The organism is Allobosea sp. (assembly GCF_030695125.1).
Classification (GTDB): domain Bacteria; phylum Pseudomonadota; class Alphaproteobacteria; order Rhizobiales; family Beijerinckiaceae; genus Allobosea.
The window spans coordinates 241,141-260,588 of record NZ_JAUYTP010000016.1 but is presented as its reverse complement, the minus strand read 5'-3'; the positions used below and the strand labels follow the sequence as shown (position 1 = coordinate 260,588).

Genomic DNA, 19,448 nt, shown 5'->3' with positions numbered 1-19,448 from the left:
AACTCCCGGAAGGCATTCGCATGACCACTCCCATCCTGTCCGTCAGCAACCTCAGCACCTCCTTCCGGGTCGAGGGCGCCTGGAAGCAGGTCGTCCGCAGCGTCTCATTCGACATCGCGCCGAAGGAAACCCTCGCGGTCGTCGGCGAGTCGGGTTCGGGCAAGAGCGTGACGGCGCTCTCGATCATGCGGCTGACGCCCCAGGGCTCGAGCAAGATCGAGGGCTCGATCAAGCTCGCCGGCCAGGAACTGCTGACGCTGCCGGAGCCGCAGATGCGCCGCATCCGCGGCAACGACGTCGCGATGATCTTCCAGGAGCCGATGACTTCGCTCAACCCGGTGCTGACGATCGGCTTCCAGATCGCCGAGGCGCTGATCCTGCACCGCGACATGTCGCGCGCGGAGGCCGAGGCCGAGACGATCCGGCTGCTGGAGAAAGTCCGCATTCCCGCGGCGAAGTCGCGCTTCCACGAATATCCGCACCGCTTCTCCGGCGGCATGCGCCAGCGCGTGATGATCGCGATGGCGCTGGCCTGCAAGCCCAAGCTCCTGATCGCCGACGAGCCGACCACCGCGCTCGACGTGACCATCCAGGCGCAGATCCTGCAGCTGATCAAGGAGTTGCAGGAGGAGGAGGGCATGTCCGTGCTCTTCATCACCCACGACATGGGCGTCGTCGCCGAGATCGCCGACCGCACGGTGGTGATGTATAATGGCCAGGCCGTCGAGACCGGGGCGACCGAGGACATCTTCGCGCGCGCCAAGCACCCCTACACCCGCTCGCTGCTCTCGGCCGTTCCCAAGCTCGGCTCGATGGAGGGCCGCTCGCGGCCGATGCGCTTCCCGGTCGTCGACCGCGCTACCGGCGAATCCGACATTCCCGAAGAGACGCCCGACACCGTGAAGTCGGCCGAGCGGCCGGTGCTCGAAGTCTCGAACCTGACCACCCGCTTCGAAATCCGCTCCGGCCTGCTCAGCACCGTGACCGGCCGCGTCCATGCGGTGGAGAACGTCGCTTTCAGCGTGCAGGCGGGCGAGACGCTGGCGCTGGTGGGCGAATCCGGCTGCGGCAAATCGACGACCGGCCGCTCGGTGATGCGCCTGATCGAGCCGCAGGCGGGCTCGGTGCTGCTCGACGGCGTCGATGTGCTGAAGCTCAACCAGACCGATCTGCGCGAGCAGCGCAAGCGCATGCAGATGATCTTCCAGGACCCCTTCGCCTCGCTCAACCCGCGCATGAATGTCGGCGCCGCCATCGCCGAGCCGCTGCTGATCAACAAGCTCGCGACCCGCTCGGAAGCGCGCGACCAGATCGCCGAACTGCTGCGCCGCGTCGGGCTTCAGCCCGACATGGCCAGCCGCTTCCCGCACGAGTTCTCGGGTGGCCAGCGCCAGCGCATCTGCATCGCGCGCGCGCTCGCCGTCGAGCCGCGGCTGATCGTGGCGGACGAGGCCGTGTCGGCGCTCGACGTCTCGGTCAAGGCGCAGGTGGTGAACCTGATGCTGGAACTGCAGGCCCGCATGGGGCTGGCCTATCTCTTCATCTCGCACGACATGGCGGTGGTGGAGCGCGTCAGCCATCGCGTCGCGGTGATGTATCTCGGCGAGATCGTCGAGATCGGCCCGCGCGAGGCGATCTTCGGCAATCCCCAGCACCCCTACACCAAGCGGCTGCTCGCCGCGGTGCCGATCGCCGACCCGACGCGGCGCCACGAGAAGAACCCGGTCTCCAACGACGAGATCAAGAGCCCGGTGCGCGCGCCCGACTATGTCCCGCCCATCCGCCAGTTCCGCGAGGTCTCGCCGGGCCATGCCGTGATGATCTGGGGCGAGGAGTGGGAAAAGAAGACGATCGAGGCCGTCGCGGCCTGATCTCGTCTCGACGCGTGCCGGTCGCTCGCGAGAGCGCCGGCCTGCTTGTTGATTCGGGGGGGCTTCGGCAGCGGGGCCCCCGAATGGTTCAGCCAGACTCCCGTCATCCTGGACCAGCCGCGAAGCGGCGCAGGCCGGGATCCATCATGGGGCGATGTCGCGCCTTATGATGGATCCCGGTCGGCCTGTGGCCGCCCAGGATGACGGTGGTGGTTCAGATCGACTCGACCCACCAGACGCGGCCTCACGCTTTCGGCAGATCCGGCACGCGATAGGCCGTGGTCGACTTGATCCGCTCCATCGCGAAGCGCGAGGTGACGTTCTTGAGCGGGATCGTCTCGATCAGTCGCTTGTAGAACAGGTCGTAGGCCGCCATGTCGGCGACGACGACCCGCAGCATGTAATCGACATCGCCGGCCATGCGGTAGAACTCCATGACCTCGGGCATGGCGGAGACCAGCTGCGCGAATTTCTCCAGCCAGGGCCCCGAATGGTCCGCCGTCTCGATCTGGACGAAGACCGTCAGCCCCAGGCCGATCCTCTCCGGCGCGACCAGTGCGACGCGCTTGAGGATGACGCCTGACTGTTCGAGCTTCTGGATGCGCTTCCAACACGGCGTCTGCGACAGCCCGACCCGATCGGCGAGTTCGGCGATCGAGATGTCGGCGTCGGCCTGCAGCACCGTCAGGATTTTTCGGTCGATCGCGTCCATGCTGCAATTCTCACCGAAAAGAGAAGATTTAAACTGATAGCCCCACCAACGGCGGATCAATCATCTTTTTAGGCTCTACGCCTTGTATTCTGGTAGAAAATCCTTTTCTCCCTCTGTCAAGAGCGCCTGTTCTGGCGCGGTCGTGGACGAGGATTTGACCGATGGATCGCCGCCAGTTTCTGCTCGCCGGCTCCGGCCTGATCGCTGCCGCCCCCTTCGCGCCCGCGCTGGCGCAGGCCCCCGTCGCGGCCCGGATCGGCTACATCCCGATCATCGGCACCGCTCCGGTGTTCGTCGCCCAGGGCGAGGGCTGGCTGAAGGAGGCCGGCATCGCCGCGACCTTCACCGTGTTCGAATCCGGCCCCAACATGATCCAGGCCTTCGCCTCGGGCACGATCGACTTCTATGTCGCCGGCATTGCGCCGCTGGCGGTGGCGCGTTCGCGCGGCGTCGATGTTCGTGTCGTCGCCGCGACCGCCGTCGCCGAGAACGTCTTCGTGGCGACGCCGGCCCTGGCCAAGTTCTTCACACCGGGCACCGCGCCTGCCGCCGCCTTCAAGGCGCACAAGGCCGCGACCGGCAAGGCGGCGCGGCTGGCCACCCAGCCCGCCGGCTCCGTGCCCAACACCGTGCTGCAATACTGGCTTTGGGAGGTCGCCAAGGCCGAGAAGGGCGATGTGGAGGTGGTGCCGATGGGGATCGACGCGACCCAGCAGGCGGTGCTTGCCGGCGCCGTCGAGGGCGGCATCGTGCGCGAGCCGGCGCTCACCATCGTCCAGTCCCGCAACCCGGGGATCAGGCTGATCGCCGGCGGGCAGGAGCTGTTCCCTGGCCAGCCCGGCACGGTGGTCGCCGGTTCGGGCGCCTTCGTGACCAAGAACCCGGAGGCCGTGCAGAAGCTGGTCGACAGCCTGGTGCGCGCTGCCGCCCTGATCGCGAAGGACCCGGACAAGGCCGCGCCCCATATCGGCGCCGCGCTCGGCAAGGGCATCGTCGACCCCGCCCTGATCCGCAAGGCGCTGGTCTCGCCGGCCTCGACCTTCGAGATCGATCCGCGCAAGATCATCGAACCCTCGCGCGCCATGCAGGCCTACCAGGTCAAGCTCGGCTCGCTGGAGAAAGAACTGCCCTTCGACGGTCTGTTTGAGACGCAGTTTTTCGAGCGGGCGGTGAAGGCGGGCGGATGATCTCACCGGTCTTCTGCAGAAACATGTCGTCATCCTGGGCAAGCCGCGAAGCGGCGCAGGCCCGGGATCCATCTTAGGGCTACGTCGCACTCGATGATGGATCCCGGACGACCTGCGGTCGCCCAGGATGACGGAGCCCGATGTGACCGTCATAGAGGTCTACCCTTGCAAACCCTCCGGGCGCCCGCCCTCGCCTTCCTGGGCCTCGTCGCCTTCCTGCTGCTGTGGGAGGCGATTCCGTTCTTCGAGCTGGTCAACCCGGCCTTCCTGCCGGGGCCGAGCGCGCTGCCGCGTGCGTTTCTGTCGGAGATCCGATCGGGCGCCTGGCTGTCGGCGATCCTGGGCTCGCTGGGGCACTATTTCACCGGGCTGATTGTCGGGTCGCTCCTGGGCGTCGGGCTGGGCGTGCTCGTCGGCATGTCGCGGATGGCGGAAGAAGCCACCGCCTGGGTGGTGCGGGTGCTGCGGCCGATTCCCGGACTCGCCTGGGTCCCGTTCGCGATCATCTGGTTCGGGGTGAATCCCTCGGCGGCCGTCTTCATCATCGCCATCGGCGTGTTCTGGATCGTGTTCTTCGCGGCCCAGGGCGCGATCCGCGGCGTCGACCGCGACCTGATCGAGGTGGCGGACGCCTTCGGCTTCACCTCCTCCTGGCAGCGGCTGAGCAAGATCCTGCTGCCGGCGGCGATGCCCGGCATCCTCGTCGGCGTCAGGACGGCGCTGGGGCAGGCCTGGATGGCGGTGGTGGCCGCCGAGATCTTCGGCGTGGCGGGCGTCGGTCAGCGCATGATGCAGGCCTCCAGCCTGCTCGCGACCGACATCGTCGTCGTCTACATGCTGACCATGGCCGGGCTCTACGGGTTCCTCGACACCCTGTTCGTCGCCTTCCAGAAATGGGTGCTGCGTTGGAAAGCGTGATCGACAAGCCCGTCATCGAGATCCGGGGCCTCTCGCTGACCTTCACCCGTGACGGCGAGGCCACCGAGGTTCTGCGCAGGCTCGACCTCTCGGTCGCGCGCGGCGAGTTCCTGGCCATCGTCGGGCCGTCCGGCGTCGGCAAATCGACGCTGCTGCGGGTCATCGCAGGCCTCGCGAAGCCGAGCGCGGGCGAGGTCGCGATCCATGCCAGCGACACGACGCGACGCCCCGTCGCGCTCGTCTTCCAGGATTCGCGGCTTCTGCCGTGGCGCAAGGTCGCCTCCAACGTCGCCTTCGGACTGGAGGGGCAGACGCCGCGCGCCGAGCGCCTCGCCAAGGCGCAGGAGACGCTCGATCTCGTCGGTCTGGGGGCGCTGGCGCAGCGCTGGCCGCATCAGTTGTCGGGCGGCCAGCGCCAGCGCGTCTCGCTGGCGCGTGCGCTCGCCGTCGAGCCCGAGATCCTGCTGATGGACGAGCCCTTCTCGGCGCTCGACGCGCTGACGCGGGAAACCCTGCAGGACGAGCTGATCCGCGTCTGGCAGCGCACGGGCAAGACGGTGCTGTTCGTGACCCACGACATCGACGAGGCCGCCTACCTCGCCGATCGGGTGGTGATCCTCTCGGGCGCACCCGGGCAGATCATCGCCGAGCATAAGATCACCGAGCCGCACCCGCGCCGGCGCGGCGGGGCGGCGGAAGCCGACATCGTCAGGGCGATCCGTCTCGGGCTCGGCGCGGATACGGTCAGCGACGGCGCGGCGATCTGAAGCGGAGAGCTTCCGCCCTAAGTCCTTAGCGCAAGGAACCCGATCGTCATCCTGGGCGACCGCAGGTCGTCCCGGGATCCATCATAGGGCGGGACCTTCGCCCGATGATGGATCCCGGCCTGCGCGGCTTCGCCGCTTGTCCAGGATGACGTGGCGTTTCCCTGCCAACCTATTCGGATCAAGGCCTCGCCGTCGGCACGCCCTCGCGGATCTTCTTCGAGAAGTCGGGATCGTCGAGCGAGATCGCCCGCGCCCGCTCGCCGATGCGGGCCTGGCGGACCAGTTCGTCGAGCGGGATGTCGCTGCGGACCGCACCGATGCGCTGGAGATAGCCGGGCAGGAAGCCCGAGAGCAGCACGCGCGGATCGAGCGGCAGCGAGAACTTCCAGGCCGGGGCGACGGAACCGACCAGCGTGTAGACCACCGTGGTGCAGTTGGTCGTCAGCGTGTTGTACCAGCGCGGCCTGCCCGCCAACTCGTTGACGTCGGCGACATAGGCCAGCAGGACGTCGCGCGCCTGCGCGGGCGTCGCGGCGATGCGGAAGAGCCGGACATCCTCCTTGCGGGCATGGCTGCGCAGGCCGACGAGATCGCGCTCGGGCGCCGCGACATAGGCCATCTCGTAGCTGCGGAAGAAGCCGGCGAGCGCCGACCACTCCTCGCCCTTCTCGCGGCGGACCTCGATCGAGAAGGTCAGCGGCGGCTGGTCGGCGAAGGGGAAGCTGACGAGCAGATGCGCGATCGCCTCGCCCGACCAGTAGGAGAGAAACAGGTCGATGCCCTCGACCTTGCTCAGATCGTAGCGGCGGGTTTCCCAGCGCTCGTCATAGTCCGTTTCGGTGCGCCAGTTGAAATTGCGCAGGTTCGAGACGGTGAGCGTGTCGCCCTCCCGGGCGATCGCGGGCAGGCGCGCGAGTTCGGGGATCCAGGCACGGTCGTGCGACGGAGCCAGCCCGTTCCACCAGCCGAGCAGGCCGAGGAAAAGGACCGCAAACGAAAGCGGCAGGCGCGCCGCGCCGCTCCACAGGCCAATGGCGCCGGCGAGCCCCGCGATGCCGAAGCCGATCGCGGCGACCGTGCCGGTCGAGCCGGGCAGGCGGAAGATCAGCAGGCCCGCGGCCCAGGTAGCAGCGCCGAGGATGGCGAGCGTGGCGAGGAGGCGGAAGAGGATGATCAGGATGGGCACAGCGTCACCGCCCCGACGTTTGAGATGCGGCTCGCGGGGACACCTTCCTTACAGGAGAGGGGTTCCCCGCGCCATTGCCGGATGCCGTGAGGCCCTCACGCCGCCAGCGAATTGACGGGCGCCGCCGCCTTCACCGCGTCGTCGACATGAGCCTCGAACTTCTCGAAGTTCTTGGCGAACATGCCGATCAGGTTCTTGGCCGTCTCGGCGAAGGCGGCTTTGTCCTGCCAGGTCTTGACCGGATAAAGGATGTGCGGCTCGACGCCGGGAACGGACGTGGGAACGGCGAAACCGAAATAAGGATCCCGGCGGAAATCGGCGCGGTTGAGCGAACCGTCGAGCGCCGCCGTCAGCAGGCGCCTCGTGACGCGGATCGGCATGCGCCGGCCGGTGCCATACTGCCCGCCGGTCCAGCCGGTGTTGACCAGCCAGCAATCGACGTGGTGCTTGGCGATGAAGTCGCGCAGGAGGTTGGCGTATTCCGAGGGGTGCCGCGGCAGGAAGGGCGAGCCGAAGCAGGTCGAGAACTCCGGCTCGACGCCGACGAGGCCGCGCTCGGTGCCGGCGACCTTGGCGGTGTAGCCGGAGAGGAAGTGGTACATCGCCTCGGCGGGTGTCAGCTTGGCAATCGGCGGCATGACGCCGAAAGCGTCCGCCGTGAGCATGACGATGTTCTTCGGCACGCCGGCGCGGCCCGTGCGCGAGGCGTTGGGAATGAAGTCGAGCGGATAGGCCGAGCGGGTGTTCTCGGTCTTGCTGCCGTCGTCGAAATCGACCTCGCGGGTGATCTCGTCCATGACGATGTTCTCGAGCACCGTGCCGAAGCGCAGCGAGGCGGCGTGAATCTGCGGCTCGGCCTCGGCCGAGAGCTTGATCGTCTTGGCGTAGCAGCCGCCCTCGAAATTGAAGATGCCGTCCTTCGACCAGCCATGCTCGTCGTCGCCGATCAGCGTGCGGTCGGGATCGGCCGAGAGCGTGGTCTTGCCGGTGCCGGAAAGGCCGAAGAAGATGGCGGAATCGTCCTTCGCGCCGACATTGGCCGAGCAGTGCATCGGCACCACGCCCTTGGTCGGCAGGACGAAGTTGAGATAGGTGAAGACGGACTTCTTCATCTCGCCGGCATAGGCCGAGCCGCCGATCAGGACGATCTTGCGGGTGAAGTCGATCGCGATGACCGTCTCGCTGCGGCAGCCATGGCGGGCCGGGTCGGCCTTGAAGCTCGGCAGATCGACGATCGTCATCTCGGGGACATAGGCCGCGATCTCTTCCCGGGCCGGGCGGATCAGCAGGTTGCGAATGAACAGCGAGTGCCAGGCCATCTCCGTATAGACCCGCGCCTTGACGCGGTGGGCGGGATCGGCCCCGCCATAGAGGTCCTGGGCGAAGAGGTCCTTGCCTTCGGCATGGGCGACGAAATCGGCGAGCAGCGTTTCGAACTGCTCAGAGCTCATCGCATTGTTGTTGTCCCACCAGACGGTCTTGTCGGTCAGGGCGTCGCGGACCGTGAACTTGTCCTTGGGCGAGCGGCCGGTATGGGCGCCGGTGTCGGCGACGAGCGCGCCGTCCCGCGACAGGGCGGATTCGCCGCGCGCCAGCGACTCCTCGTAGAGCCGCGCCGCCTCGAGGTTCCAGAACACGGTCTTCAGATGGCGAAAGCCGAAGGTTTCCGCCCCCTGGGCGGTGTTGAACGGACCGATGGTTTTCACAGGAACCTCCCGAGGCGCAGCCCTGAAGACGGCCGCCTGATCTGCAAGACTGCGCGAGCCGGGGCTGGCGCGGACGAACCTGAACGCGTTCGATAACCGTCCCTTAAGGGTATGATGACGCCGGCTCAAGTGACGGCCAAGGCCCCTACCCGAACATTCTCACCTAAATCGATTAAATCGAATCAACGTGGTAAATCAGGGGGCTAGGCCGGCTGCCGCGCCTTGATCGCCAGATCGACCAGGATCTTTCGCATCGCGCCGGCGTCGCTCACCGCGGCTGGAAAGGCCAGCCGCAACACCGTGTCGCCGCGCACCAGATCGGCGCCCTCGGGGTCGAGCCCGGTGAGGCGCCAGTCGCCATCAGCGGCACCGAGCAACCCGGTCGCATAGGCGCGGATCGCGTCGGCATGGTCGGCGTTCATATGCGCGATCGCCTCCTCCTCCATCGCGGCGATGGCCTCGGCTGCGTGCGCGTCGCTGAGGAGGTCGCCCGCGCCGAGTTCATAGGCGCGTCCGAAGCCGCCATTCAGGCTGGCGCTGTCGAGAGCGAGCGCGAAAAACGAGAAATCGCCAAAATCGGCATAGAGCGCCGCCTTCGGCTGGCGCGCCAGGAAGCGGCGGCGGATTCGGGCGCCGGCCTCGCTCGCGCGCTCGATCTTGCGGGCGTGCAGCTTCAGCGTGATGCGGGCATGGGCCAGCGGATCGCCCTTGCCGCCCGGCGCCAGCAGCAGCGAGCAGCGCGGATCGGCCTCGAGATTGCCGGTATGGGAGGACAAGGCCGAGATCAGGATCAGCGGCGTGCCGTCGCCGTCGGTGGCGAGGCTGACGAGGCTGGCGGAGGGGTGCCCGTCGCGGCCGAGCGTCGCGAGCGACCCGGAGCGGGCGCTGCGCAACAGCTGCCTGCCGAGCGCGCGGGCCTGATCGTCGGTCGGGCGGATGAGGTCCTTGCGCTCCTCGGCCTGGATCGGTGTCTGCGTCATGGAACCTATCGGCCTTTCGGGTCTTTACTGTCGTTAGGACATAGGCAAACCGCCCTGCCGTCGCTAGATTGTGGCCACGGTTTAGCCGCTCTCTCGCGGGAGTGGACATTCGCTATTGCAACGCGGCCAAGAGACAAAGAGCTGATGCCAACCATTGCGCTGGTCGATGACGACCGCAACATCCTGACCTCGGTGTCCATTGCGCTCGAAGCCGAGGGCTATCGCATCATGACCTATACCGACGGCGCCTCGGCGCTGGACGGGCTCAAGCAGAACCCGCCGGACCTCGCCATCTTCGACATCAAGATGCCCCGCATGGACGGCATGGAGCTGCTGCGGCGGCTGCGCCAGAAATCCGACCTGCCGGTGATCTTCCTGACCTCGAAGGACGAGGAGATCGACGAACTGTTCGGGCTCAAGATGGGCGCCGATGATTTCATCCGGAAGCCCTTCTCGCAGCGACTCCTGGTCGAGCGGGTCAAGGCGATCCTGCGCCGTGCGGGCGCCAAGGACCCGGCGGCGGCGCCGCGCAGCGAAGACGCCAAGGCGCTGGAGCGCGGCCTGCTGCGCATGGACCCCGAGCGCCACACCTGCACCTGGAAGGGCGAGCCGGTGACGCTGACCGTGACCGAGTTCCTGATCCTGCAGTCGCTGGCGCAGCGGCCCGGCGTGGTGAAGAGCCGCAACGCCCTGATGGACGCCGCCTATGACGACGAGGTCTATGTCGACGACCGCACCATCGACAGCCACATCAAGCGGCTGCGCAAGAAGTTCAACCAGGTCGATGTCGATTTCGACATGATCGAGACCTTGTACGGCGTCGGCTACCGGTTCAAGGAAGGCTGACGCCCCGGATGGCTTCGTCGCTGCGCTCGCCGCACTGACGGGGACAGGATACGACCTGCGCGATGGCAACGATCAACGACGAGCGCAGGGCGGAGGACCGCAAGCGAGAGCGGGCGCCGACATTGCGGCAGCGCCTGCGGGGGCTCACGCGGCGCAGCCTGCGGGCCGTGTCGTCGGGGGCGGCGTCCAGCCTGACGCGGCGCATCGTCGTGCTCAATCTCGGCGGCCTCGTCGCGCTGCTGGTCGGCTTTCTCTACCTCAACCAGTTCCGCGAGAGCCTGATCGAATCCCGCGTCCAGAGCCTTCTGACGCAGGGCGAGATCATCGCCGGGGCGATCGCGGCCTCGGCCACCGTCGAAACCGACGCGATCACCATCGACCCCGACAAACTGCTGCAGCTCCAGGCGGGCGAGAGCGCCGGCATCGCCGAAGACCCTCTCGATTTCTCGATCAACCCCGAAAAGGTCGCGCCGCTGCTGCGCCGGTTGGTGACCCCCACCAAGACGCGGGCGCGGATCTACGACCGCGACGGGCTGCTGACGCTCGATTCGCGCAGCCTTTATTCGCGCGGCGACGTGCTGCGGCTCGATCTGCCGCGGGTCGGCGAGCCCGACGAGGCGCCGCTGCTGGAGCGGACCTGGAACCTGCTTCGCAACCGGCTCGGCCGCCCCGACGTCCCGGCCTATGACGATTTCGAGAACGCCAACGGCCGATCCTATCCGGAAGTCGCGCGCGCGCTCAGCGGATCGCCGGCGAGCATCGTGCGGGTGAACACGCGGGGACAGACCATCGTCTCGGTGGCGGTGCCGGTGCAGCGTTTCCGCGCGGTCAAGGGCGCGCTCCTGCTGTCGACGCAGGGCGGCGACATCGATGCGGTGATCGTCTCCGAGCGCTATGCGATCTTCCGGGTGTTCGCGATCTCGGCAGGCGTCATGATCGTGCTGTCGGTGCTGCTCGCCGGCACCATCGCCGAGCCGATCCGCAAGCTCGCCGACGCGGCCCAGCGCGTGCGCAGGGGGGTGAAATCGCGCGAGCAGATCCCCGATTTCGGCAACCGGCATGACGAGATCGGCCATCTGTCCGGCTCGTTGCGCGAGATGACCAAGGCGCTCTACAGCCGCATCGAGGCGATCGAGAGTTTCGCCGCCGACGTCGCCCATGAGCTGAAAAACCCGCTGACCTCGCTGCGCAGCGCGGTGGAGACCCTGCCGCGGGCGAAGAACGACGAGTCGCGCGGGCGGCTCATGGCGGTGATCCAGCATGACGTGCGCCGTCTCGACCGGCTGATTTCCGACATCTCCGACGCCTCCCGGCTCGATGCCGAACTCGCCCGCAACGATTCCGGGCCGGTCGACCTGGCCCAGGTGCTGGAGGCCGTCGTGTCCGTGCAGAACGAGACGCGCCGCGAAGGCCAGCCCCGGATCGAACTCGTCAGCGAGCGGCGCCGGCCCGGCGGGCGCGACGGCTTCATCGTGCTCGGCCATGATTCCCGGCTCGGGCAGGTTCTCGTCAACCTGATCGACAACGCCCGCTCCTTCTCGCCGCCCGACAAGCCGGTCCGCGTCCTGCTGACGCGCGTCGCCGACCAGGTCCTGATCACGGTCGAGGATGAGGGGCCGGGCATCGAGTCCCATGCGCTGGAGCGGGTGTTCGAGCGCTTCTATACCGACCGGCCCCATGACGGCTTCGGCCAGAATTCTGGGCTCGGGCTGTCGATCTCGCGCCAGATCGTCGAGGCGCATCGCGGCACGATCCGGGCCGAGAACCGGCTGGGACCGGCCGGTCCCGATGGCGAGCAGCCGCGACTGGGCGCTCGCTTCATCGTCAGCCTGCCCGCTCTTCAGCAGACCGCCTGAGCCGATGACACGCGACAGCACGATCCATGGGACGACCGTCGCGATCGGCGAGGCCGGGGTGCTGATCCGGGGCGCGTCCGGATCTGGGAAGTCGGTCCTGGCGCTCGCCATGATTGCGCAGGCGCAAAGCGCAGGCGGTTTCGCGCGCCTCGTCGCCGACGACCGCACGGCGCTGCAGCCACGCGGCGGGCGCCTGCTGGCGCGGCCCGTCGCGCCACTCGAAGGGCTGATCGAGCGCCGCGGGCTCGGGCTGACGCCGGAGCCCTACCAGCCGGCGGCGGTCGTGCGCCTGATCGTCGATCTGAGCGGCGCCGAGCCGACGCGCATGCCGCAACCGGAGGATCTCGTCGATCGCCTGGGAGGAATCGACCTGCCGCGCCTCACCGTGATGGGGCGCGCGGGCGACGAGCGCCTGGTACTGGCGGCCCTGCGGCTGTTCACGGATGCCGGCTGATGTTTCAGCCAATGTTTCAAATGCGACAAGTTTTCATCAAGCCGGCTTGCCTATCCTTCGCACCTGCCGCATAAACCGCCACCTTGTCCGGGCGCCGAAAGCGCTCTTCGGTGCCATATTGAATGATCGGACTGGTCCTCGTGACGCATGGGCATCTGGCCACGGAGTTCCGTGCCGCGCTCGAACACGTCGTCGGCCCCCAACAGCATCTCGCCACCATCGCCATCGCGCCCGATGACGACATGGAAAGCCGTCGCCGCGACATCATCGCGGCCGTCGAGGCTGTCGAGACCGGCAAGGGCGTCATCGTCCTCACCGACATGTTCGGCGGCACGCCCTCCAACCTCGCCATCTCCGTGATGGAGCCCGGCCGCATCGACGTCGTCGCCGGCGTCAACCTGCCGATGCTGATCAAGCTCGCCAGCGTGCGCGAGGAGAAGACCCTCGACGAGGCCGTGACCAGCGCGCAGGATGCCGGCCGCAAATACATCACCGTCGCCAGCCGCGTTCTGGCGGGCAAATAGGGGCGGTCCGTGGACGACAGGCAGGACATCGAGGATTGTGACTGCCCCGAGGTCGAGATTCCCGCCGGCGCGATCTATGGCGAGTTCCAGATCGTCAACAAGAAGGGGCTGCACGCCCGCGCCACGGCGAAATTCGTGCAATGCGCCTCGTCCTTCGACGCCGACGTCACCGTCACCCGCTGCGGCGAAACCGTGGGCGCGACCTCGATCATGGGCATCCTGACGCTCGGCGCCGGCATCGGCTCGACGATCACGGTCGTGGCCAAGGGTCGCGAGGCCAAGGAAGCGCTGAAGGCGCTGGAGACCCTCGTGGCGGACCGCTTCGGCGAGGGCGAGTAAGTCCGGGCCGGCTCGCGGGGGCGGCGTGCCGCCGACGCTGTTTCACGTCAATCCCATACAAGAGCCCACAATCAGGTCGCGCAGCTGTCGTCCGCGATATGACCAAACGTCACTAAAGCGACAGACAACTCCCTTTCGATCGATCACATAAAGACATCTTTATATCTTTGATTGCCTTTGGGCGTGGGCGCTGCTATGGACCCGCCCGTCATTCGAAGACCATTTGGAGCACGCCCCGTGTCGAAAACCGATTACATCGTCAAGGACATCAGCCTCGCGGACTATGGCCGCAAGGAAATCAACATGGCCCAGGACGAGATGCCGGGCCTGATGGCCATCCGTGAGGAGCACAAGGGCAAGTTCCCGCTCAAGGGCGCCCGCATCGCCGGCTGCCTGCACATGACCATCCAGACCGCCGTGCTGATCGAGACGCTGAAGGACCTCGGCGCCGATGTGCGCTGGTCGTCGTGCAACATCTTCTCGACCCAGGACCACGCCGCCGCCGCGATCGCCGCGACCGGCACCCCCGTCTTCGCCATCAAGGGCGAGACGCTGGAGGAGTACTGGGAGTACGTGCTGAAGACCGCCACCTGGAGCGATGGCGGCACGCCCAACATGATCCTCGACGATGGCGGCGACCTGACCATGCTGATCATCCTCGGCGCCGAGGCCGAGGCCGGCAAGGCCGCGTTCCTCGACAAGCCCAGCAATGACGAGGAGACCATCTTCTTCGCGCTGATCAAGCGCGAGCTTAAGGCCAATCCGGGCTGGTTCACCAAGACCCGCGACGCAATCAAGGGCGTCTCGGAAGAGACCACCACGGGCGTCCACCGCCTGTACGAGCTGGCCAAGGCCGGCCGCATGCCCTTCCCGGCGATCAACGTCAACGACTCGGTCACCAAGTCGAAGTTCGACAACCTGTATGGCTGCCGCGAGTCGCTGGTCGACGCGATCCGCCGCGGCACCGACGTCATGATGTCGGGCAAGGTCGCGGTCGTCGCCGGCTATGGCGACGTCGGCAAGGGCTCGGCCGCTTCGCTGCGCCAGGCCGGCTGCCGCGTGCTCGTCACCGAGATCGACCCGATCTGCGCGCTGCAGGCGGCGATGGAAGGCTACGAGGTCGTGACCATGGATGACGCCGCCCCGCGCGCCGACATCTTCGTGACCGCGACGGGCAACCTCGACGTCATCACCGTCGACCATATGCGCGACATGAAGCACCGCGCGATCGTCTGCAACATCGGCCATTTCGACTCGGAGATTCAGGTCGCCGGCCTGAAGAACTTCAAGTGGGACAACGTCAAGCCGCAGGTCGACGAGGTCGAGTTCCCCGACGGCAAGCGCATCATCCTGCTCTCGGAAGGCCGCCTGGTGAACCTCGGCAACGCCACGGGCCACCCGTCCTTCGTGATGTCCTGCTCGTTCTCGAACCAGACGCTGGCCCAGATCGAGCTCTGGAACCATCACGCCAAGTACGAGAACAAGGTCTACACCCTGCCCAAGCATCTCGACGAGAAGGTCGCGGCGCTGCATCTGGCCAAGGTCGGCGCCAAGCTGACCGTGCTCAACGATGCGCAGGCCAAGTATCTGGGCCTGGCCCCGACCGGCCCGTTCAAGCCCGAGCTCTACCGCTACTGACATCCGGCGAAAGCCGCGTGGCAGGAGGCCCGGCGTTCGCGCCGGGCCTTTTTTGTTTGTCGGGCCCCGAGTCTTTTGGGCATCAGCCGCTACTAATAGCCCCCGGGGGCGCCCCTGCCCCTACTGCTTGACGACTGGCGCATCCTCGCCAGCGCCACCGAAAAATCACCCGATTTACCGGCGATTAAGCACTTCCTGCCGGACTCCACGGATGATTAGAGTGACGCTGATTCGGGTCTCCAGCGCCTCTGCGCGAGCCGCATCGAAACACAGTGATCAGTATCGTGGCAGGCGTGCGTCGGGGCCTTTCTGAGGGACCTCATAGGACGGCGCATCGCCGTTCGCCGCCCATTTGCGGGCATAACGAACCCGGCGGCCCGGCGCTGCCCAAGGAAGATGGACGCGGGATGAAACGGTCGAGCCGACAGGAACGAAGCAGCGGTGGCTGGCGCGCGCACGCGCTTCTGCCGGGCCTCGCGGCCAGCCAGGCTCCGTCGTCCGCGATGGCCCAGGCCGAATGGCTGGCTCCCTTGCGGCCCGATCTGTTCAGCACCGGGGCTTTGTCGATCGTGCTGGCGGGGCTGACCGTGTTCGCCGCGACAACGTCTCTGGTCTATGTCCGCGAGCGGGCCCGCTGGCACCGGCGGGAAGCCGCGCTGGCCGGCGAACTGGAAGCGACGCGGGGGCAGCAGGACCGGCTGGCGGCGCTCCTGGCGACGGACCCGCAGGTCGTGGTGAGCTGGACAGGCCGTCATGCCGACCCGGTCTTCGAGGGCGACAGCGGTTTCCTCGGCGCGCCCGGCGCCACGCTGGCCCTGGCCTATGGCGCCTGGGCCCCGCCCGCCGACGCCAAGAAGCTCGAACTCGCCACGGATGCGTTGAAGGAGCGCGGCGAGTCCTTCGGCTTCACGCTGCGCAGCAAGACCGGACCCTTCATCGATGTCGAGGGGCGCCCCGTGGCCGGCCGCGCCGTCATCCGTTTCCGCGAGGTCTCCGGCGAGCGCGCCCAGGTGATGGCGCTGCGCGGCGACCTCGACCGGCTCGGCAGCGAACACAAGGCCCTGGCGGGGTTGCTCGCCGGCCTGCCGCAGCCGGCCTGGACGCGGACGCCCGAAGGCCGGTTGAGCTGGTGCAACGCCGCCTATGCCCGCGCGGTCGAGGCCACCGATGGGACCGAGGCGGTCAAGAACGGGCTCGAACTGCTCGATCGCAGCGAGCGCGAGGCCGCGGCGCGGGCGCGGCGCGAGGGACAGGCCTTCTCCGCCCGGGCCCCGGCCGTGATCGCCGGACAGCGCCGCACGCTCGACATTCTCGAACTGCCGACGCCGACGGGTTTCGCTGGCCTCGCCACCGACATGAGCGAGCTCGAGGCGGTGCGCACCGATCTCCAGCGCCAGATGGACGCCCATGTCCGCACGCTCGACCGGCTCAAGACCGCGGTGGCGGTGTTCGACGCCTCGCAGCGGCTGGTCTATCGCAATTCCGGCTTCGACACGCTCTGGTCGCTCGACGCCGGCTTCCTCGACGGGCTTCCCAGCGACGGCGAGATCCTCGACCGGCTGCGCTCGGAACGACGTCTGCCGGAACTCGGCGACTACCGCAGCTGGAAGGCCGGCGTGCAGGCCGCCTACACCTCGACGCGGGCCAATGAGGACTGGTGGTATTTGCCCGATGGGCGGACCATCCACGTCGTGTCCAGCCCGAACCCGCAGGGCGGCGTGACCTATCTGCTCGACGACGTGACCGAGCGCTTCACGCTGGAATCGCGCTTCAACGCGCTCTCCCGCACGCAGCGCGAGACGCTGGATTCGCTGCGCGAGGGCGTCGCCGTGTTCGGCTCGGACGGCCGGCTGAAGCTGTCCAACCCGGCCTTCGCCCAGTCCTGGAAGATCGAGGCCGACCTCGCCGGCGCGGCTCCGCATATCGACGAGGTCGTGCGGCTGTGCCGCCCGCTCTTCCCGCAGGACGAGATCTGGGGCGAACTGCAGAGCGCCGTCACCGGCGTGCGCGACGCCCGCGAGGATTATGTCTGCCGGATGGAACGGCGCGACGGCACCGTGCTCGACTGCGCGGCGGCGCCGCTGCCTGACGGGGCGACGCTGATCTCCTTTGCCGACGTCACGGCGAGCGTGAATGTCGAGCGGGCGCTGACCGAAAAGAACGAGGCGCTGGAGAAGGTCTCGCGGCTGCGCGAGGATTTCGTCCACCACGTCTCCTATGAGCTGCGCTCGCCGCTGACCAACATCATCGGATTCGCCCAGTTGCTGGGGACCGAGGCGGTCGGCGCGCTCAACGAGAAGCAGCGCGACTACACCTCCCACATCGTCCGCTCCTCGGGCGCTCTGCTCGCGATCATCAACGACATCCTCGACCTCGCGACGATCGACAATGGCGCGCTGACGCTGGAGCTCGAAGAGGTCGACGTCGCCGACACCATCGCCCAGGCGGCGGCGGGGCTGCATGACCGCCTGACCGACAGCAAGCTCGACCTCAAGGTCGTGATCTCGCCCCAGGCCGGGCCCCTGCGCGCCGATGGCAAGCGGCTGCGCCAGGTCCTGTTCAACCTGATCTCCAACGCGATCGGCTTTTCCTCGCCCGGGCAGACGATCACGGTCAGCGCCACGCGTGACGAAGGCCATGTCCGCCTGACCGTCGCCGACCAGGGCCGCGGCATCCCCGCCGAGGTCAAGGAGAAGGTGTTCGACCGCTTCGAGAGCCATTCGCTCGGCTCCAGCCACCGTGGCGTGGGGCTCGGCCTCTCCATCGTGCGCTCGATCGTCGAGCTCCATGGCGGGCGCGTCGAGCTCGATTCGGCGCCCGGGCGCGGGACACGGGTCACCGCGGTGTTTCCCTCCGCCGGAATCCCGATGTCGGATGCGGCGGAATGACCGAGGACGCGCGGAAAGCCGGCACGCACCGGATGGTGCTGGCCGATGAGGCGGCGACGCTGCGTCTGGCGGCCGACCTCGCCGCGATCCTCAAGCCCGGCGACATCGTCGCGCTGTCGGGGCATCTGGGAGCCGGCAAATCGCTGCTGGCGCGGGCGATCCTGCGCGAACTCGCCGACGACCCAGGGCTGGAGGCGCCGAGCCCGACCTTCACCCTCGTCCAGAGCTACGAGACGTCGCGCGGCACCGTGCTCCATGCCGATCTCTACCGCGTGCGCTCCCCCGACGAACTCGACGACATCGGCCTGGTCGAGGATCTCGACCGGCTGATCCTGCTGGTCGAATGGCCCGATCGCGCCGGCTCGCGCCTGCCCGGTGGCCGTCGGCTCGACATCGTGCTCGACGTCGACCCCGAAAATCCCGAGACCGGGCGCATCGCCGACCTGTCGGGCGGCGTGCTCTGGCGCCAGCGCCTGTCGATCGCGGTCGCGACGCGGCTGCTGATCGACGAAGCGGGCTGGGACGATGCCCGCCGCGACTACATGCAGGGCGATGCGTCGAGCCGCGCCTATGAGCGCCTGACCCGGGCGGATGGCAGCAGCGCCGTGCTGATGATCTCGCCGCCGCGGCCCGACGGTCCGGCGATCCGGCTCGGCAAGCCCTACAGCGCCATCGCGCATCTCGCCGAAACCGTGGACGCCTTCGTCGCGATGGACCGGGGCCTGCATTCGCTGGGCTATTCCGCGCCCGAGATCTACGCGCAGGACCTGACGACCGGGCTGCTGCTGATCGAGGATCTGGGCAGCGAAGGCGTGCTCGACGGCGCGGGGGCGCCGATCCCCGAGCGCTATGAGGCGGCGGCCCGCCTGCTCGCCGACCTGCACCGCCACACCCTGCCGACGATCCTGCCGGTGAGCGAGGGGCGCGACCATGTCGTGCCCGATTACGACCGCGCGGCGCTGGCGATCGAGACCGAGTTGATCCTCGACTGGTATGCGCCCCATATCGCGGGCGTCACCCTGCCCGCGGTGACGCAGGCCGAGTTCTCGCGGATCTGGAACCGGCTCTTCGACGAGATCCTGGAGGCGCCCGGCACCTGGACGCTGCGCGACGTGCATTCGCCCAACCTGATCTGGCTGCCGGACCGGCACGGTCATGCCAAGGTCGGGCTGATCGACTTCCAGGATGCCGTGATGGGCCACCCGGCCTATGACCTTGCCTCGCTCGGCCAGGATGCGCGCGTCGATGTACCGGCCGCGCTGGAACTGCGCCTGCTCGCGGCCTATGGCCAGGCCCGGCGGGCCGACGATCCCGATTTCGACCTCGGCGGCTTTGCCCGCGCCTACGCGATCCTCGGCACGCAGCGCAACACCAAGATCGCCGGCATCTTCGCGCGACTCGACAAGCGCGACGGCAAGCCGGCCTATCTCAAGCACTTGCCGCGGATCGAGGCCTATCTGCGCCGCAACCTCGAACACCCCGCGCTGGCCGAGCTGAAGGGCTGGTACCAGGCGCATCTGCCGCGTCTGTTCGAAGCGGGCTGAGGTTTTCGCAAGCGATTACCACCCCCTCTGCC

The 19,448-nt window shown here is 67.8% G+C and carries 16 protein-coding genes; 12 read left to right on the top strand and 4 right to left on the bottom strand.

Going from position 1 to position 19,448, the window contains the following annotated elements:
* Positions 1-20: 20 nt before the first annotated feature.
* Entirely contained in the window at positions 21-1,871 is a 1,851-nt protein-coding gene (locus tag Q8S38_RS04530) for an ABC transporter ATP-binding protein (RefSeq protein ID WP_305679228.1), read from the top strand.
* 244 nt (positions 1,872-2,115) lie between these two features.
* On the opposite strand, the gene Q8S38_RS04525 is transcribed toward Q8S38_RS04530, so the two are convergent.
* The gene (locus Q8S38_RS04525) at positions 2,116-2,583 is read right to left on the bottom strand and encodes an Lrp/AsnC family transcriptional regulator (RefSeq protein WP_305679227.1); all 468 of its coding nucleotides are present in this window, start codon (positions 2,581-2,583) and stop codon (positions 2,116-2,118) included.
* A gap of 161 nt (positions 2,584-2,744) precedes the next feature.
* On the opposite strand from Q8S38_RS04525, the gene Q8S38_RS04520 reads away from it, so the two are divergent.
* The 3 genes from Q8S38_RS04520 (at position 2,745) to Q8S38_RS04510 (ending at position 5,455) form a co-directional block, all read left to right on the top strand.
* On the top strand, positions 2,745-3,770 hold the full coding sequence (locus Q8S38_RS04520; protein ID WP_305679226.1) for an ABC transporter substrate-binding protein: 1,026 nt from the start codon (positions 2,745-2,747) through the stop codon (positions 3,768-3,770).
* 165 nt (positions 3,771-3,935) lie between these two features.
* Positions 3,936-4,688 carry an ABC transporter permease gene (locus Q8S38_RS04515; RefSeq protein WP_305679225.1) on the top strand — a complete coding sequence of 251 codons (753 nt, stop codon included), beginning with the start codon at positions 3,936-3,938 and terminating at the stop codon, positions 4,686-4,688.
* Complete coding sequence (locus Q8S38_RS04510; RefSeq protein WP_305679374.1) at positions 4,688-5,455, top strand: ABC transporter ATP-binding protein; 768 nt, start codon at positions 4,688-4,690, stop codon at positions 5,453-5,455. The genes Q8S38_RS04515 and Q8S38_RS04510 overlap by 1 nt, the downstream gene beginning before the upstream one ends.
* 178 nt (positions 5,456-5,633) lie before the next feature.
* Here Q8S38_RS04510 and Q8S38_RS04505 read toward each other — a convergent pair whose 3' ends face one another.
* From Q8S38_RS04505 to Q8S38_RS04495, 3 genes are all read right to left on the bottom strand, one after another.
* On the bottom strand, positions 5,634-6,641 hold the full coding sequence (locus tag Q8S38_RS04505) for an Lnb N-terminal periplasmic domain-containing protein (protein WP_305679224.1): 1,008 nt from the start codon (positions 6,639-6,641) through the stop codon (positions 5,634-5,636).
* A gap of 95 nt (positions 6,642-6,736) precedes the next feature.
* A complete protein-coding gene (locus Q8S38_RS04500; RefSeq protein ID WP_305679223.1) occupies positions 6,737-8,347 on the bottom strand; it encodes a phosphoenolpyruvate carboxykinase in 1,611 nt (536 codons plus the stop codon).
* A 203-nt stretch (positions 8,348-8,550) separates the two neighbouring features.
* Positions 8,551-9,327, bottom strand: a complete 777-nt coding sequence (locus Q8S38_RS04495) for a HugZ family pyridoxamine 5'-phosphate oxidase (protein ID WP_305679222.1) — start codon at positions 9,325-9,327, stop codon at positions 8,551-8,553.
* Positions 9,328-9,471: 144 nt separating this feature from the next.
* On the opposite strand from Q8S38_RS04495, the gene Q8S38_RS04490 reads away from it, so the two are divergent.
* The 8 genes from Q8S38_RS04490 to tsaE all read left to right on the top strand — a co-directional run bounded on the left by Q8S38_RS04490 (position 9,472) and on the right by tsaE (position 19,416).
* Positions 9,472-10,173 (top strand): response regulator transcription factor, encoded by a 702-nt coding sequence (locus tag Q8S38_RS04490; RefSeq protein WP_108045638.1) that lies wholly within the window; start codon positions 9,472-9,474, stop codon positions 10,171-10,173.
* A 62-nt stretch (positions 10,174-10,235) separates the two neighbouring features.
* Positions 10,236-12,029 carry a sensor histidine kinase gene (locus Q8S38_RS04485; protein ID WP_305679221.1) on the top strand — a complete coding sequence of 598 codons (1,794 nt, stop codon included), beginning with the start codon at positions 10,236-10,238 and terminating at the stop codon, positions 12,027-12,029.
* A 4-nt stretch (positions 12,030-12,033) separates the two neighbouring features.
* The gene (locus Q8S38_RS04480) at positions 12,034-12,483 is read left to right on the top strand and encodes an HPr kinase/phosphorylase (RefSeq protein ID WP_305679220.1); all 450 of its coding nucleotides are present in this window, start codon (positions 12,034-12,036) and stop codon (positions 12,481-12,483) included.
* A 122-nt stretch (positions 12,484-12,605) separates the two neighbouring features.
* A complete protein-coding gene (locus Q8S38_RS04475; protein WP_305679219.1) occupies positions 12,606-13,007 on the top strand; it encodes a PTS sugar transporter subunit IIA in 402 nt (133 codons plus the stop codon).
* Positions 13,008-13,034: 27 nt separating this feature from the next.
* Positions 13,035-13,346 (top strand): HPr family phosphocarrier protein, encoded by a 312-nt coding sequence (locus tag Q8S38_RS04470; protein ID WP_371125833.1) that lies wholly within the window; start codon positions 13,035-13,037, stop codon positions 13,344-13,346.
* 237 nt (positions 13,347-13,583) lie between these two features.
* Positions 13,584-14,984, top strand: coding sequence for an adenosylhomocysteinase (gene ahcY / locus Q8S38_RS04465; protein WP_305679218.1), 1,401 nt, complete (start codon positions 13,584-13,586; stop codon positions 14,982-14,984).
* Between the two features lie 503 nt (positions 14,985-15,487).
* Positions 15,488-17,872 carry a sensor histidine kinase gene (locus Q8S38_RS04460; RefSeq protein ID WP_305679217.1) on the top strand — a complete coding sequence of 795 codons (2,385 nt, stop codon included), beginning with the start codon at positions 15,488-15,490 and terminating at the stop codon, positions 17,870-17,872.
* Entirely contained in the window at positions 17,869-19,416 is a 1,548-nt protein-coding gene (gene tsaE, locus Q8S38_RS04455; RefSeq protein ID WP_305679216.1) for a tRNA (adenosine(37)-N6)-threonylcarbamoyltransferase complex ATPase subunit type 1 TsaE, read from the top strand. Before Q8S38_RS04460 ends, tsaE begins: the two co-directional genes overlap by 4 nt.
* The last annotated feature ends 32 nt before the right edge of the window (positions 19,417-19,448 follow it).